Origin of the sequence: Desulfosudis oleivorans Hxd3 (assembly GCF_000018405.1) — a bacterium.
GTDB classification, from domain to species: domain Bacteria; phylum Desulfobacterota; class Desulfobacteria; order Desulfobacterales; family Desulfosudaceae; genus Desulfosudis; species Desulfosudis oleivorans.
Genome location: NC_009943.1, coordinates 2,400,654 through 2,416,143, shown reverse-complemented (window position 1 = coordinate 2,416,143; position 15,490 = coordinate 2,400,654). Strand labels below are relative to the sequence as shown.

The following is a 15,490-nucleotide window of genomic DNA, read 5'->3' as shown; positions in this document are numbered from 1 at the left end:
GCAATGACAAAAATCGGCAAAATCCGGTTCGGTTTTTAGAAAAGAGAACGGTGTTTCGTCGATTTATGGTCCTTTAATATTATAAAATAAAAGGGTTGACTGTTGAGTTGCCAATGACGAGTTTTCCGGTGCAAAAATTGCATAAAAATCTTCAAAGGTTTAACGGCTGCTTAAATTAAAATATATATTAAGGAGGCGCCATGCCCGCCAGAACGTTTACTCCCACGCGTCAGGTCTCCCGATGGATGAAAACTTTTTATGCACGAACTGCTTTGGCCCTGTGCGCGGCGATGCTCTGCCTGTTTGCCATGAGCGGCATGGCACAGGCTGTTGTGGTGACGCCACCCGATCTGCCCCCATGCTGGGACAGCCTGGCCGGCGTATATGAGGGCAACCTGGAAGGCACTGCCTCTGCAGGAGGCGAAAGCGACGGCATGTCCGCGTCCGGCCAGGACCTGGGGGTGGAGGGAACCTGGCGTTTTGATGTGGGAGCAGACGGAAACCTTGATGTTACACTGGGCGGCGGGTTGAGTGCCAATATCCCCGTGATCAGGGGAACCGGCACCGTGGATGTGAATGGCAACGCCACGATGTATTTTTTTGTTCCCCTGATTGAGACCGTTCTGGGAGATGCCGCGCCGGACCTGGGCTTTACAGGTGAAGGCACCTTTGACTGCGATACTAACAGTTTTTCATTTTCATTTTCCATTTCACCCGCGGATCTGCTTCCTGTTCCGGACATTCCCGCGATTGAGCTTTCGTTTTCCATGAGCGGCACCCTGAATGACAGCGGTGTTGCTTCCGGCACCTGGAATTTTGATTTTCCCACCCTGACGGTGGACCCCGCCACCCTGCTGCCGGAACTGACCGTTTCTCCGGTGACGGTGTGGTTTGATGCCAACGGCACCTTTACCGGCGCAAGCGTCGAAGACCCGGTGATAACATCTCCGGCAATCACGGCCACTGCCGTGGGCTCCGGCACCATCTCCCCATCCGGTGTGGTGGAGGTGGCATCCGGCGCCAGCCAGGAATTTACGTTTACCCCTGAAGGCGGGTGCGACGTTTTTGCCGTTATTGTTAATGGCGTGCCGCTGTCAGCCCCTCTGGAGAGTTCTTACACGTTTGAAAATATCACTGAAAACCAGACCATTGAGGTCCGGTTCGGCTCCGACACGCTTTGGGACGGGGTGGCCGGTCTCTATGCCGGAACCCTGGACGGCAACCTGACCATGCCCGGCCGCTTCATGGTCAACGACGTGGAAATGCCGTTTGCCCCGGCCCTTCAGGGCACCTGGGAGTTTGATTTAAGGGACGCGGAGAACATCAGCATCACCATCAGCGGCGGTCCCCCGATATTTTTCCCGGGTCTTGCGACCCCGCTGTTTGACGATCTTGTGGGTACCGGAACGGTGGACACTGAAACCGGCGTGGCCGACATGATCTTTACAATTCCCACGTTCGGGGAATTTGCCGGCACCGGCCAGTTCACCTGTGACCGGACCTTTTCCTTTGAGATTCCGGATCTGGGCTACACCCTGAGCGGCACCCTGAATGAGGACGGCTCTGTAGCAGGGTTGTGGGCCTTTGATTCATCGCTCTTTTTTGTGAGTTTTAACGCCGGCGGATCATTTTCCGGCGGTGTGGTGGCTTACGCGGATGAGTTTGTCATCACCACATCGGTTCAGGGAAGTGGCGCCGTCTCCCCGTCCGGCGCCGTGGCGGTTGCAGCAGGCGGCACCCCGGAATTTACGTTCACTCCGGCCGACGGATGGAGGGTTGTGGATGTGATTGTCGATGGGGAATCTCAGGAACCGGGAGGTAGCTATACTTTTGACGCAGTTGGCCAGGATCACACCCTTGAGGTCTGGTTCGGCTCAGACACCCTGTGGGAAACGGTTCCCGGCACCTATATCGGCAGCTTTGACGGCGAGGTCTCCGACCCCCTGCTGTTGCCGGCCGAAGGCTTCTGGAGCGTGGTGGTGGGGAGAGATGACTACAGTGTCGCGGTGACCGTGCAAGGGCCCTCCATCATGGGCCCCTTTGGCACGATCACGGGTCTTGGCGTGGTGAATCCCGCCACCGGCGCGGCTGATCTTGTTTTCCAGATACCGGTGCTGGGAGAATTCCCGGGCACGGCCCGGTTTGACGGGGCCGGCGGGTTCTCCTTTGACGTGCCGGTTTTCGGGTTTTCCATGAGTGGCCAGACCGCTGAAGACAAAACCATCTCCGGCACCTGGGAGATGGACGGCACCATGGTCTTTTTCAAAATCGCCGCTTCCGGCGACCTGACCGAGAGTGCCAAGTATATCGACCCCAAGGTCATCACCATCACAGCCTTTGGCCCTGGACAGGTGTCTCCTTTTGGAACACAAAATGAGATTGAGGCGGTGATGGTGGAGGGAGGCGAGAGCCCGGAACTTTCGTTTGTTCCCGATACCAGTGGTGGATGCGGTGTTCTGGAAGTGTTTGTCGATGGTGTTTCGCAAGACGCGCCGGAAAATTATACGTTTGCCAATATTGAGGCCAACCACACGGTAACCGTTCTGTTCGGCTCAGATACCCTGTGGGACAACGTAGCCGGTGCCTATACCGGCGATATGACCGGTGCGGTTAATTACAATCTTATTAATACCGGTGATCAGTATAAGGCGATAAACGGTTCATGGACCTTTAACGTGGGGGAGGACGGGGGGCTGAGTCTCCTTGTCCAGGGCCTGCCCGTTATCGGTGACATCACCGGTACCGGCACGGTTGTTGATCTGCGTACCGGTTATGTGCCCATCGATTTTTCCGTCCCCGGGTTCGACGATCTGCTGGGCATGCTGCCGGGCGGCCTGGAGGGTATGGTGCCGGACAGCATTGCCGGATATGGCCAGTTCTACTGTGACCGCACATTCGAGTTTCACATGTCCTATTTCGGTCTGACCATGACCCTGCAAGGGGTTCTGGGTGATGATGGCTGGGCCTACGGCACATGGGAGGCCGGTTCCGAGAGCCTGTTTCTGGCCCTTGACGGCCAGGGCGACTTTTCCACGGATATCGACAATGACGGGCTGGCCGACGGGTGGGAGGTTGAAAACAGGCTGGATCCGACTTCGACCGATACGGATGGCGACGGCATGCCCGATGCCTGGGAAGTTGCCAGGGGTACCGATCCCCTGGTGGCGGACGCGGACGGCGACCTGGACGGTGACGGCCTGATCAACTGGTATGAATACCAGGGCGGCACCAACCCGGCTTCGGCAACAGCCGGTCCCGGGATTCCGGACGTGGTGAGCCCGGACAACGGCACCTCAGGGGTGGCGCTGGCGCCGGCCCTGACAGTTGACTACCGGGTCGGTTACAGCGGCGACACCCATGCCGCATCGGTATGGCAGGTGGCCCTGGATGCCGGTTTTTCAAACCTTGTTTTTGACGCCGCTTCGAATGAGGCGCTTCTTGAAATGGCGCTTCCCGAGGCCATGCTGTCGCCGGGCACCTCCTATTTCTGGCGGGCCCAGTTTGTCGATGACAATGGTACGGACTGGCTGTGGTGCGACCCCGTGTCTTTTACCACCGATGCGGCGCCGTTTACCGATGCCAACAGCAACAATATTCCGGACGACCAGGAGGTGACGGCTGCCACGGACCTGGACGATAACGGGGTGAACGACAACACCCAGAACCTGCCGCGGGTGACGGCCCTGGATGGATCTCAGCTGGGCCTGGCCCCCGGCGGCAGCGGGCAGACGGTTGCGGCCCTCAGTATCACCGACCCGGCCGACCTGCCCGATGATTCGGCCATGCCGGATGACCTTCCTCTGGGCCTTGTCAGCTTCCGCGTGACAGTCGAGAACCCGGGAGACACGGCTGTGGTTACGGTCTATTTTTCCGAACCGCTGGATAACGACGCTGTTTGGTACAAGTATGACCCGGTAAACGGGTGGCAGGATTATTCGGCAAACGCTGCTTTTGCCGGTGATATGCGCAGTGTTACCCTGACCCTGACCGATGGCGGGGCAGGGGATGCTGACGGCGTGGCCAACGGCGTGATTGTGGATCCCTCAGGCCCGGCTGTTACGGACGGGACAGCGCCTTCAGCCCCGGCTGCCGCCGGCGGGGGTGGCGGATGTTTTATTGAAACGATGGCGGTTTTTTTCCGGCCTTTTCTAGCGCCGGAAATTTGAGGGCAGTCAAAACCGCCGGACTCATAATGAGCCCGGCGGTTTTTTTATGTCATATCCAATGGGGTCCCCGGATTATACGTCTGTTGATGACCGGTTGATCATGGTGATCTGGTTGTTTAAGGTGCAGAAGTCGTAAAGATAGCCTATGAGAAAAAGTCCCCCGGTGAGCAGGTAGATAATGCCGGTGATCCACTTTCCCATGTACATGCGATGCACCCCGAAAACGCCCAGAAAAGTGAGCAGCAGCCAGGCAATGTTGTAGTCGATTTTTCCGGATGCAAACCGCAGGTCGGCCTGCCGGTCCATGGCGGGGATCAGAAACAGGTCGACGATCCAGCCGACCAGAAACAGGCCGAAGGTGAAAAACCAGATGGCGCCGGTGATGGGCCTGCCGTAGTAAAACCGGTGGGAGCCGGTAAATCCGAACAGCCAGAGAATGTAGCCGAAGGTCTTCATGTGAGTGTCGTTGGAGTTGTTCATAAAATACCTCCTTGGTCGTTTTTGGGGTTACAGCCGTTTTTTATCCAACCGGTATCGGGATCGCTATCGGTATCGAAACCGATTTGCGTTTCATTCCATTTATTCCCAATATATTACGAGCTGTTTTGGCCGTTTGCCCTTATCCGTTCGGCAATATCCCGGGCCAGGGCCTTTAATTTGGGAAAAGGTTTATCAATGGCCTGCTCCATCTCTTCCACATGGCCGGGCAGGGAGGCCGCAGCCGTTGGAATATACCGGGCAAACTGTTTTTTCCCTTTTTGCGTAAGAAATCCAAAGGCACCGAGCATCTGAAGGTTACGTGTCACTTTACAACAGGCGTATCCTTTCAGGAAATTGGCCGGATCAAAGGCTTGGTACTCTTCAAATCGGTCCATGTATTCATGGACCAGTCGCTCCTGAACCGGTTGGGGCAGGGCCACATAGGGGTCGATGAGCAGGGAGGCCAGGTCATACTGCACCGGCCCGATCCGGGCGCCCTGAAAATCGATGAAAAATGGATTTTTATCTTTGATCATGATGTTGCGGGACTGCATGTCCCTATGGATTATTAACTTAAAGCCAAACGTTAATGTTTTGTCGACAACTATCTCAAATTCATCATAAAGTCTTTTATAAAAACCTTCAAGCCCAAGGTAGCCGGATACAAAGGCCTGCGTAAAATAGCGGCACTCCTTTTCCAGGACCAGGGTCTTGTCATATTCCGGCGTCTGGCAGGTCCAGGCCGGGTCAAATCCCTGAGCGCCTTTGACGGCCAGGGTGATCAGGTTCCGGATCACGGGCAGATAAAGGCCAACTGTGCTCTCTTCGGTATGGGCACGGAGCACAAGGTCCTGCAAAGAGGTGGGGCCCAGATCTTCCATAACCACCAGACCCGCAAATGGATCAGCATTATGTATTTTGGGAACATGTACGCCTTTATCGTAAAAATGCCTGCCAATGGCTTCATACGCCTGAGTTTCACCGGTGCCCTCCACTGCCCTGATACCCCGGTCGCAGGCCACCAGGCTGCCCGAATCTGAAACAAGGCGGGCCCACCGGGCATCGGAGCCGTCCGGGGCAATTTCCTGCAAACGGACAGGCGTCGCCTTGCCAAAGGCCCGGATCTGCGCGGTTTCAACTGTTCTTTCAAAGGCCGTCTGCCGGTAGTCCCCGGGTGTGCCGATATCGTGCCAGGTGTGGCCGGAAACAGTCATGGCCTGAAGCGGGACACCCTCTGAAATCATCCGGTCATACACCTCGATGATGTTGGAAAACGCGCCTGCCGGGGGAAGAAATTCAAAAATTCGCGGATCAATTACATGAATGCCGGTAAAGGCCAGCTGCCGAATGCCCGCGGCCTCGGCCTTCCGGTTTTCTCCAAACCCGGTGATGCGATCCTTCTCATCCACCCATACCCGGTTAAAGCGCGGGAAGTCGTGCAGCACCAGGGTGACCGGGGCGTCGTGGCCATGGTGAAATCGCAGCACATCGGCCGGGTCGATATCCGTATAAATATCGCTGTTGATCACCAGAAACGGGCCGCTGTTCAGAAAATCGGCGCAGTTGGCAATGGCGCCCCCTGTGCCAAGAATCTCAGGCTCGTAACGGGTCTGCACCGGCATGGGGTAGCCCTGACGCCAAAGAAAGGACTCGATTTTTTCGTGCAGGTGGTGGGTGTTGACAATGGCGCCCCGGCACCCGGCATCGGCCAGCCGGGTCAGAACGATCTCCAGCAGGGGACGGTTATCTATGGTAAACAGGGGCTTGGGCGTGAGCCGGGTATAAGGCAGCAGCCGCTTACCAAAACCGGCGGCCAGGACCAGGGCGCGCCACTCTCCGGATGTTTCCATCAGTGTCATGCCATCAGCATCAGGAAGGTGTGAATCCGGTCTTCGTAAAAATCGGCCTTGGTCCTGTCGTCAGCGGTAATCACCTGCTGATCCATAAAAAAGTGGTAGGCATTCTGGACCGTGAGCTTGGAAAGGGCTTCAAGGCGCTCTATTTCATTGTTTTTAAACATTTTTTTACCGTGAGCCAGGAGATGTTTGATCTCTTCTTTCTCGTCTGCGGGTTTGCCGTTCGGCGATGATTCTTTCTGTTTCAGGTAATTGAGCACCACCAGGTAGGACTCAAAATAGGGGGCCAGAAAAGCGGCAAACAGTTTTAATTTTTTCAGGCCTTCCGGTGTCAGGTCATACGAACCATGACCCTGGTCGCCGGGAATGATCATGTCGTCCGCCTGGAACGCTGTCATGCTCTCTTTGATAAATTCCGGGTCCGGGGTCTCAATGCTCAGCACAAACTCATTTTCAAGAAGGTGCCGGAGAAACGCAAAGGGCTTGGTCAGGTCCGTGGTGTTGAACTGAAAGGTGTTGCGCTCCAGAACGGCAAGAGCGGTGAACGCAACCGGCACAAAAAAGCAGATGCAGGTGTTTTTATAATACTCCATGGTGGGCCGTTTGGACTCGTTGATCATGAACAGCGGGTTCTCCTTGTCGCTGTCGATCTCAAAGTGTTCAATAAGCTTGCGGCTGACAAAGGCGTCCAGCGCGTTGTTAAACGCATAGGCATGGTTGGAGGTGATGGTGTCCGCCAGCCGGACTCCCAGGGATTGCAGGCAGGTCAGATAGGTCTCCATGATGGACATCAGGTAGTCTGATGTGAACCGTTTCCGGGGGCAGGTGAGAATAGCGCAGGAGACGATGCTGTAAGGGGTCACCGTGGTGACATTGTCGATACGTTTGGTCAGGATGTGGGAGAGGGTGCCGATAAACTCCCGCCGTGCGTCCGGATCAAGAGCGGCAAGATCGGTGCCGGTGTGGGCCAGAAACTCCTTGAGCGAGAGGGGCTCGTTGAAGTTGACGTAAACCTTGCCATACCTGGATTTGAGGGATTTCCTGGCCTTGATCAGTTCCGGCAGGTTTTCCGCCTTTTTTTCACCGCCCTTGATTTCGCGAATATAGGAGGCCTCTTCAATGATCCGGTCATACCCGATGTTGACCGGCACAAACATCAGATCGCTGCATGCGCCCTGGGCATACGCGTCCAGAATAATGGAGAGCAGACCGGTTTTTGGGGAGAGCATCTTGCCGGTCCGGCTGCGGCCGCCTTCCAGGAAGAACTCTACATTAAACCCTTCCTGAAGAATTTTGTAGATGTACTCAAAAAATACTTTTGAATAGAGCTTCTGCCCCTTGAAGGTGCGCCGCATGAAAAAGGCGCCGCCACCCCGGAAGATGGGTCCCAGGGGCCAGAAGGAGAGATTTTTGCCGGCCGCGATATGGGGGCAGGCGATGTTGTTGTAATAAAGCACGTAAGAGAGCACCAGGTAGTCCAGGTGACTTTTATGGGTGGGCACGAAGATCAGGGGCGCCTGTTGCGACACCTGCTTGAGCCGGTTGAGGTTTTCATGATCAATGGCCATGCCGTCAAAAATATGCTTCAGCATCCAGGTCAGCACCATGTCGTAGGTCATGACCCAGTTCAGGCTGTAGTTGGCGGCGATCTCATCCAGGTATTCGTATGCCTCCTTGCTTGTCTGGCGCACCGGCTGGCCAGTTTCAGCGGCCACCTCTTCCACAAACGACTGGAGCCGGCGGCTGCCCATGATGGCTTCCTTGATCTCTTCCCGGGATTTTAAGACCGGACCGGTGACCCGCTGGCGCAGCAGGTTGATCCGGGAGAGCAGCAGGCGGCGCAGGGCCAGTGCCTGGTACTCCTCCCGCATGTTGATGTTTTCCGGGTCTTCCAGGAAATATTTCAGGTTGATCGGCTCGCAGAGTTCAAGAAAGGTGCTTTTGGGGTTGGAAAACAGGGTAAACAGGCGCCGTATTCTGCCCGGCCGCTTGGTCAGGCCGCCGAAGAAGAAGTCAAGCAGGCCCGGCTTGGTCTTCAGGGGCCGTTTGGAAAAAAAAAGCACCTGGGGAACAATGAAGATAGGGGTGGTGGTGCTTTTTTGAATACGGATCAGTTCCTGGACCGGGTTGGTATTGGATTTCATCAGCCGGGGGTAAAAGGTGCGGTTGCCGAATAACGAAAAAAAGGCGGTGCTGCCCCCGGTGAGCTGTTTTTTGAAATAATCGGTTTTATAAGGCGTCAGAAAGGAGAAATGCCGGAAAAAATAGTCCAGGTTGGCCAGGACCACCCTGAAAATACGGCCGGCCGGCTGCAGCAAAACGATCCGCTGGCCGATGGCCACTTCCGGGGCCGGCAGGTCGTGCCTGGCGTACTGGGTGTTGCAGAGCAGAAACTCTATTTTACTTTTGTACTTGGAGACATACACAATGATGCCGGATTTTGAATTTTCCTGGATTCGCGCGGTCTTGTCGTCTCCAATGGCGGTTTTTGAAAAAAAGAGGGCCGACACCGCGCGGGTCAGAATGCCGCTCTGTTGCGGGAAAAAGGACAGGAAATGGTCGTGGGTGTTGTCCAGCAGCCGGCCGGTGTAACCGGCGAAAAAACGACCCATGGCGCTGACCGCGCTTTTGATGGAATCAAACATGATCGTATTTTAAAAACTCCCAATGAATTTTTTTTGATGATCGGATATGGTATGCAATGATACGCTACCGAATATCCGGGGTACCCGCGGCAGGATTGCCGAGCCGGGCATCCCCCCTGTCAGTGTAAGATGCAACAGGATGAACAAAATGTCAAATCCCGGTTCCATATTTGAAAAAACCTACATCGATTACCTGGCCCAGGTCAACCGCCTCGACATCGGTGCCCGTGCTTCCCGGCTGGGAATCGAAACCGCCGGTGAAAAAGGAGTGCGGGTGCCGTTGCTGGGCCAGGCGTTCCATGTCTCCGGAAAAGCGGTCCAGGATGCCGGTGGCCGGCGGCCCGGCTTTGACCTGTGCGTGGTGCTCTGCAAATATTTGCTTCTCTGCCCGGACTCGCCCCCTGAAGGGGAGGAATGGGTCACTTACCGGGGACTGAAGGATGCCGGTCCGTTGACGGTGTTTTTCAAGAATGAGGTGGAGCAGGCCATTGCCGCCTGTTTTGCCGGCCGGTTGCCGGCCTTGCGCAATGCCTGTGCCGCGCTGGGCGGCCAGGTCCGCGACCCCGATGGCGCGTATGACCTGGTGGCATGGTTTGCCGCCTTGCCCAGAGTTCCCCTGCTGTTGCAGTTCAATGACAAAGACGAGGAGTTTGCAGCCGAATGTCGTCTGCTGTTCGAGGAGCGGGCCGAGGCGTATCTTGATGCCGAATGTTTGGCCATGCTGGGCCGGCACCTGCGAAAGCGGTTGCGGCAGAAGGGAAGGCAGGACAATGGTGCCAATTGACCGGCAGGCCGGCTTCTGGGACCGGGTGGCGCGGGACAGGTCATTTACCCACGCGCTGGAGCCGGAGCGGTTTTTGCCCCTGGTCCCTGAAACCGGCCGCATTCTGGATGTGGGGTGCGGCTACGGCCGTATCGGCGATCAGCTTTACCGGATGGGATACACCGATGTTTGGGGTGTGGATGTGTCGGAAAAGATGATTGAGCGGGGCCGGAAAACATTCCCCCATCTTCGCCTGGACATCCTGCCCGGCACCGGCCTGCCCCATGATTCGAATTGTTTTGACGCGGTACTGCTGTTTGCCGTGCTCAACTGCATTCCCACGGATGCCGGCCAGTCGGCCCTGGTCGCGGACATTTTCCGCGTGCTGCGCCCCGGGGGCATTGTCTACATCAGCGATTACTGGATTCAGCCCGATGCCCGGAACCGCCGGCGGTACGACCAATTCAAAGAGAGATACGGCATGTACGGCGTGTTTGAGATTGACGGCGGCGGCGTGGTGCGGCACCATACCCGGCAGTGGACAGAGACCCTGCTTGCCGGCTTTCAGACCATAGACCTTTATGATATAAAAGTAACCACGATGAATGGTAACCCGGCTTTGGGGTTTCAGTATATCGGCAGGAAACCGGAAGAAGAGCGGTGAAATCGATTTCGATCCCGATCCCGATCCCGATAGCGATTCAAGGAGAAGGTGGGGCATCGGCCTGAAAGGGATTTCAGCACCATTGCTTCAGATCTTTATTATTCAAAACAGGAGACGCAAATGTTTGCACTGGGATTGATGGGCAGTCCGCGAAAAAAAGGCAACTCCGCCTACCTGCTTTCCGCCTTTCTCAAGGCGCTTGAAGCAAAGGGGGCTGTCACCCATACCGTGGTGGTGGCGGAAAAAGAGGTGCTGCCCTGCATCGGCTGCACCTACTGCGAAAAGCACGGCCGCTGTTTTCAGCAGACCGATGACATGGCAAAGGAAATGTACGGCCTGTTCCGCCGGGCCGATATCGTGGTGGCGGCTACGCCCATGTATTTCTACAGTGCCCCGGCCCAGCTGAAGATGGTGATCGACCGGACCCAGACCCTCTGGTCCCGCAACTACCGGCTGAACCTGCGCGATCCCCGGGCCGGGAGCCGGGCCGGGTTCATGCTCTCCCTGGGCGCCACAAAAGGGAAAAACCTTTTTGAGGGCATCAACCTCACGGCCCGCTATTTTTTTGACGCGGTCAGCGCTGAATTTACCGGCTGGCTGGGCTACCGCCGGATCGAGAACCCCGGAGACATGGAAAAGCAGGAGGGGCTTGCCGCCGATATCGCGGCGGAAGTCAGCAAGCTGGACGCCCTGTTTGCCCGCAAAAAAATGGTGTTTGTGGGCACGGACAACACGTGCACCAGCCGCATGGCCGAAGCGTTTGCCATGGCCATGGCCGGTGACCGGGTGGAAGCCATGAGCGCCGGTATGAGCCCGGCGGAAAAGATCGATCCTGAAATGGAGGCCGCCATGGCGGAAAAGGGTGTGGACATGGCTTTTGGCCGCCCCCGTTTAATGGATGACGTGCTGTCGGAGATAAAACCCGGTATCGTGGTGACCGTTGGCATCGTTCCCGATTTTACCCCGGTGCCCGGCGCTCAGGTCGTGGCATGGGAGATTCCGAATATCGAAGACCGATCCCCGGAAGGGGTGCGCCGCCTGCGGGATGATATTGAAGCGAGGGTGGCGGCACTCATTCAGGGATAACACCGATTCCAGTCAAGACCCTGAAAGATATATCTGCTGCGTTGTATCTTACGCTTGCTTCATTGCCCTTATCGAAATCGCTATCGCTATCGAAATCGGTATCGATACGTTTCTGTTCTGACGGCAATTCGATTTCGATCCCGATCCCGATCCCGATTTGGATTATAACGCGGAGTCTGTAGGCGGCATGAATGAAAGAGATTGCTTCGTTGTCCCGCTCCCGCGTGACGCCTCGACATAACTCAGGCCTGTAAGCCCTGTCCTTTAATACAAATAATACCCACGGAGAATGGTTTTACAGGTGCAGGGAAAGAGCTCAAGTCATTGCGTAAGGTAAATCTGCTGCGTTGTATCGTGCTCTTACTCGTGCTCGTAATCGTCTTTTTGTTTCGATCAAGAGTACGAGTACGAGCAAGAGCAAGAAACAACAGGGACGCCGGGTCCCAATGGCCAATCCGTATATTTCATGAAACATTCGGGTCAAAGGCCGTTTCAAAGGGCCATTCTCCCCGGCCCAGGAGCAGGCGGGTGATCAGCTTGACAAAGAGCCAGACGATCACAAGGGGCAGCAGGATCGTCTGGACCAGGAACACCACGATCAGGTCCAGTATGTGGTCCACCAGCCGGGCGGCCTTCTCTTTCAGGGACTCGGCCTGTTCGGCCAGCCCGGCGACCGCCTCCATGACCCCGCTCTTTTTTTCAGCGGCGGCAATGCCGTCGGACTGGGCCTGAAGGGTCGCGGCGGCGGTTTCATAGGTGTCATTGAGAAACAGTTTATAGGCGGCGTGGTTGACGGCGGCCATGGCCGGAATCATGCCGGTGAGCAGGATGGTGATCACCAGGGTCTTGCACCCGGACCGGAACAGGAGACGGCCTGCCGAATATCCGGAAATTCTTATGACCAGGGCCAGGATCAGCAGGGCCCCGGCCAGGGGCAACAGCACCATCACCCCGAGCCACGGCATGGCCTGGTTGATAAACATCTGAATGCCCACGGACACGCAGCTGGCCAGCATGATCAGGGAGAACCACTCGGCCAGGTCATTGATGGGGTCCAGCCATTCAAACGGGGCAATGGTGGCAGACCCGCCGGTGCCCAGCAGTTTGAGAGAGCCTCCGGCCTCTATTTTTTGAAGCACGGAAACAAGGGCGTTGATGGCCCGTGCCCCGGCAAAGGAGATGGATGCCTTTTTCAGGGTGTTCTGAAGGTAAATATCGCCGCTCTTTTCCATGGGCTCGGCAAGAAAAATCGTTGTCGCGAACAGGGCCGCCAGCACCATCAGCAGCACCGTGGTCATGAGTGAATGTTTCATTTCAGGCCTCCATGTAAGGGGTGGGATGGTCGCCCGCGACGATCCGGCCGCCGGTTGTTGTGCACTATATCATGAAACAGCAGAATATTTGAAGAACCCCCCGGTCACGGCAGCAGGGCGGGGGTGCGGGTGAAAATTCCGTCAAAACGTGCATGGTTTTAGCTTGAGTTTGCCAAAAGGTATGTTATAATGCCGTTTTTTGAATGTACAGGATGCTTCGTATTTTGTAAATTCAGCATGTTGCAAATAACTTTGGTCAAAGGAGGACAGTGTTATGAAAACATTGATTGGCGGCGCGATCGCATCCGTGATCGGTATTATTCTTCTTGCGGTATGGTTTAATGCATTTCTGACCATTCTGGCGGGGATCATTCCCCTGGTGCTTCTGATGGGCGGCGGTCTGGCCCTTTACCTGGGTTTTGATGAACTCAAGGACACCTGGAAGAACGATACCGCCACTGCTCCTGCCGGTGACAGCAGGGAAGACGAGGTCGCTGAACTGAAAAAAGAGATTGAAGCGCTCAAGGGCAAGGACAACGCTTAATCGTCCTGCTTCGCGTTTTGTCTGTTTATTGAAAAGCCCGTGCCCATGCACGGGCTTTTTTTATTCCGCAAGCTTCTGAATCGCCTCGGTGGCCAGCCGGTCCGCTGTCTCGTTTTCCGCCATGCCGGCATGACCCTTGACCTTGAAAATTTTCAGGTCTGAAAATGTTCGCATCAGCTTTTGAATGCCGGCAATCAGTTCCACGTTTTTCTGCGCCTTCCAGCCCAGGGTGAGCGCGCCCAGGGAATAAGCGCTGTCCGTGAAAAGGCGCACCGGCAGTTTTTTGTTTTTGATTTCCAGCAGGGCCGCTTCAATGGCCTTGAGCTCGGCGATGTTGTTGGTGGCGTGGCCGATGTAGCGGGAGATGGTTTTTTGGCTGTTGCCGTATATCAGCAGCACGCCGATGCCGGCCGGGCCGGGATTGCCCGAGGCGGCCCCGTCGGTGAAGACCTGAATGGCGTCTTTTTCCGCCATTGCCGCCGCTACCTCTGTTCCATTTCCCGCAAAATTTTTTGCCGGGACGGGCTTCTTTTTTGCCGGTGATTTTACCGTTGATGTTGCCGGGGCCGCGCCAGGCCGGTCAAGGGGGCGAAGGCTTTCCTTATGCACACGGTACTCATGGGGCTGATCCAGCTGATACTTGATACGCACCTTTCCGTCCTGGACCAGCAGGTCACCGGCCGGGCCGGTTTCAACCCACACCTTGTTGTTTTTAAAGGCCATCCGCTTCCAGCCCGGCGTGTCAGTGCTCACCGTCCTCCCCTTTACCCGGATATTTCGGTTATGTGTAGAGGTGAAAGTTTTTGCTCAGGGTCTTAAACGATTCAAGATCGTCGTGCCATTCCTGTTCCAGGGCGAAAATTTCTTCCTGCTGTTCGATCCGTTTTCGCAGGTTGCCGTCCCCCAGGATCAGGTCAATGGGCATGCGCTCATGTTCATATTCGTAGGGCGGCGGTTTCCATGCAAAGGCATCGCCGTGAATATTGATCACCACCTGCAGCAGGGCCAGGGAGAGCGTATAGGAACGGTAATGATCAGGCGCGACCGGGTGAATTTGAAAGCCCTGACACGGCACGCCCTGCCACTTGCTCGACGTGGGTTCAAACACCATGGGCCGCAGCACCACGCCTTTTAAAAATTCGGGTTGAATGCGGGCCGCCACGGCGTGCGTATCAAGAAAGGGGGCGCCGAAATATTCAAAGGGCCGGGTGGTGCCCCGGCCTTCGGAGATGTTGGTGCCTTCCCAGATCACCTGGCCGGGATAAACAAGCGCTGAATCCGGCGTGGGCAGGTTGGGCGAGGGCGCCACCCAGGGCAGGCCGGTGTCGGCAAATCGCATGGACCGCTGCCAGTGGGCCATGGGCACAACGGTCAGGTCACACCCGATGCCGAACCGGTCGTTGAAAAGCCGGGCCAGTTCGCCGATGGTCAGGCCGTGGCGCATGGGAAGGGGATACCGTCCCACAAAAGAGGCCCATTCCGGCGCCAGAAGGTTTCCCTCCATGGTGATGCCGTTTATCGGGTTGGGCCGGTCCAGCACCACCACCGGTTTCCCGTGATCACGGGCCGCTTCCATACAGTAGGACAGGGTGTAAATAAAGGTATAGACCCGGGTGCCGGCATCCTGAAGGTCGATGACCAGGGTGTCGATGGCATCCATCATTTCCGGGGTGGGAATCCGGGTGTCACCGTAGAGACTGAAGACCGGAATGCCCAGGTCGGGGTCTGTAAAACCGGCGGACTCGACCATGTTGTCCTGTTTTTCGGCAAAAAACCCGTGCTGGGGGGAAAAGAGGGCGGTCAGCCGGCCGGGAAACGTTTCGCGGAGCAGGTCCCTGGCATGGCGCAGGTGCCCATCTACGGACGCGGGGTTGGCCAGCAGTCCCAGCCGTCCGGTCAGGGGCCACCGGCCCGGCGATTCACACAGTATCTCGATGCCTGGTCTGGTTCTCATAGGCCTTGCATTTCAGTCA

General features: G+C 56.4%; 11 protein-coding genes. 5 read left to right on the top strand and 6 right to left on the bottom strand.

Going from position 1 to position 15,490, the window contains the following annotated elements; translation table 11 throughout:
• Positions 1 to 200: 200 nt before the first annotated feature.
• The gene (locus DOLE_RS10225; RefSeq protein ID WP_012175410.1) at positions 201 to 4,166 is read left to right on the top strand and encodes a thrombospondin type 3 repeat-containing protein; all 3,966 of its coding nucleotides are present in this window, start codon (positions 201 to 203) and stop codon (positions 4,164 to 4,166) included.
• Between the two features lie 72 nt (positions 4,167 to 4,238).
• Here DOLE_RS10225 and DOLE_RS10220 read toward each other — a convergent pair whose 3' ends face one another.
• The 3 genes from DOLE_RS10220 to DOLE_RS10210 form a co-directional block, all read right to left on the bottom strand.
• Positions 4,239 to 4,646: an NINE protein gene (locus DOLE_RS10220; protein ID WP_012175409.1), complete on the bottom strand. Its 408-nt coding sequence runs from the start codon at positions 4,644 to 4,646 to the stop codon at positions 4,239 to 4,241.
• 113 nt (positions 4,647 to 4,759) lie between these two features.
• A complete protein-coding gene (locus DOLE_RS10215) occupies positions 4,760 to 6,505 on the bottom strand; it encodes a sugar phosphate nucleotidyltransferase (RefSeq protein ID WP_012175408.1) in 1,746 nt (581 codons plus the stop codon).
• Entirely contained in the window at positions 6,502 to 9,147 is a 2,646-nt protein-coding gene (locus DOLE_RS10210) for a 1-acyl-sn-glycerol-3-phosphate acyltransferase (RefSeq protein ID WP_012175407.1), read from the bottom strand. The genes DOLE_RS10215 and DOLE_RS10210 overlap by 4 nt, the downstream gene beginning before the upstream one ends.
• A 148-nt stretch (positions 9,148 to 9,295) precedes the next feature.
• Between DOLE_RS10210 and DOLE_RS10205 the strand changes: the two genes are divergently transcribed.
• From DOLE_RS10205 to DOLE_RS10195, 3 genes are all read left to right on the top strand, one after another.
• The gene (locus tag DOLE_RS10205) at positions 9,296 to 9,931 is read left to right on the top strand and encodes a DUF3786 domain-containing protein (protein WP_012175406.1); all 636 of its coding nucleotides are present in this window, start codon (positions 9,296 to 9,298) and stop codon (positions 9,929 to 9,931) included.
• On the top strand, positions 9,918 to 10,574 hold the full coding sequence (locus tag DOLE_RS10200) for a class I SAM-dependent methyltransferase (RefSeq protein ID WP_012175405.1): 657 nt from the start codon (positions 9,918 to 9,920) through the stop codon (positions 10,572 to 10,574). The genes DOLE_RS10205 and DOLE_RS10200 overlap by 14 nt, the downstream gene beginning before the upstream one ends.
• 120 nt (positions 10,575 to 10,694) lie before the next feature.
• Positions 10,695 to 11,660, top strand: a complete 966-nt coding sequence (locus DOLE_RS10195; RefSeq protein ID WP_012175404.1) for an NAD(P)H-dependent oxidoreductase — start codon at positions 10,695 to 10,697, stop codon at positions 11,658 to 11,660.
• A gap of 464 nt (positions 11,661 to 12,124) precedes the next feature.
• On the opposite strand, the gene DOLE_RS17440 is transcribed toward DOLE_RS10195, so the two are convergent.
• Positions 12,125 to 12,973, bottom strand: coding sequence for a hypothetical protein (locus tag DOLE_RS17440; protein ID WP_012175403.1), 849 nt, complete (start codon positions 12,971 to 12,973; stop codon positions 12,125 to 12,127).
• Between the two features lie 274 nt (positions 12,974 to 13,247).
• Here DOLE_RS17440 and DOLE_RS10185 point away from each other — a divergent pair, with 274 nt between their 5' ends.
• Positions 13,248 to 13,517 (top strand): hypothetical protein, encoded by a 270-nt coding sequence (locus DOLE_RS10185; protein WP_012175402.1) that lies wholly within the window; start codon positions 13,248 to 13,250, stop codon positions 13,515 to 13,517.
• 60 nt (positions 13,518 to 13,577) lie between these two features.
• Here the strand turns inward: DOLE_RS10185 and DOLE_RS17435 are convergent, their stop codons facing one another.
• Both DOLE_RS17435 and DOLE_RS10175 read right to left on the bottom strand, forming a co-directional pair.
• Positions 13,578 to 14,270 (bottom strand): ribonuclease HI, encoded by a 693-nt coding sequence (locus tag DOLE_RS17435; RefSeq protein WP_012175401.1) that lies wholly within the window; start codon positions 14,268 to 14,270, stop codon positions 13,578 to 13,580.
• Between the two features lie 28 nt (positions 14,271 to 14,298).
• Positions 14,299 to 15,471, bottom strand: a complete 1,173-nt coding sequence (locus DOLE_RS10175; protein ID WP_012175400.1) for an exo-beta-N-acetylmuramidase NamZ family protein — start codon at positions 15,469 to 15,471, stop codon at positions 14,299 to 14,301.
• Positions 15,472 to 15,490: the final 19 nt, after the last annotated feature.

Bases quoted from the DNA above. Each gene is read 5' to 3' on its own strand.
- DOLE_RS10220 (WP_012175409.1), bottom strand. From the start codon at position 4,646: ATGAACAACTCCAACGACACTCACATGAAGACCTTCGGCTACATTCTC.
- DOLE_RS17440 (WP_012175403.1), bottom strand. From the start codon at position 12,973: ATGAAACATTCACTCATGACCACGGTGCTGCTGATGGTGCTGGCGGCC.
- DOLE_RS10210 (WP_012175407.1), bottom strand. From the start codon at position 9,147: ATGTTTGATTCCATCAAAAGCGCGGTCAGCGCCATGGGTCGTTTTTTC.
- DOLE_RS10175 (WP_012175400.1), bottom strand. From the start codon at position 15,471: ATGAGAACCAGACCAGGCATCGAGATACTGTGTGAATCGCCGGGCCGG.
- DOLE_RS10185 (WP_012175402.1), top strand. From the start codon at position 13,248: ATGAAAACATTGATTGGCGGCGCGATCGCATCCGTGATCGGTATTATT.
- DOLE_RS10195 (WP_012175404.1), top strand. From the start codon at position 10,695: ATGTTTGCACTGGGATTGATGGGCAGTCCGCGAAAAAAAGGCAACTCC.
- DOLE_RS10200 (WP_012175405.1), top strand. From the start codon at position 9,918: ATGGTGCCAATTGACCGGCAGGCCGGCTTCTGGGACCGGGTGGCGCGG.
- DOLE_RS10215 (WP_012175408.1), bottom strand. From the start codon at position 6,505: ATGACACTGATGGAAACATCCGGAGAGTGGCGCGCCCTGGTCCTGGCC.
- DOLE_RS10225 (WP_012175410.1), top strand. From the start codon at position 201: ATGCCCGCCAGAACGTTTACTCCCACGCGTCAGGTCTCCCGATGGATG.
- DOLE_RS10205 (WP_012175406.1), top strand. From the start codon at position 9,296: ATGTCAAATCCCGGTTCCATATTTGAAAAAACCTACATCGATTACCTG.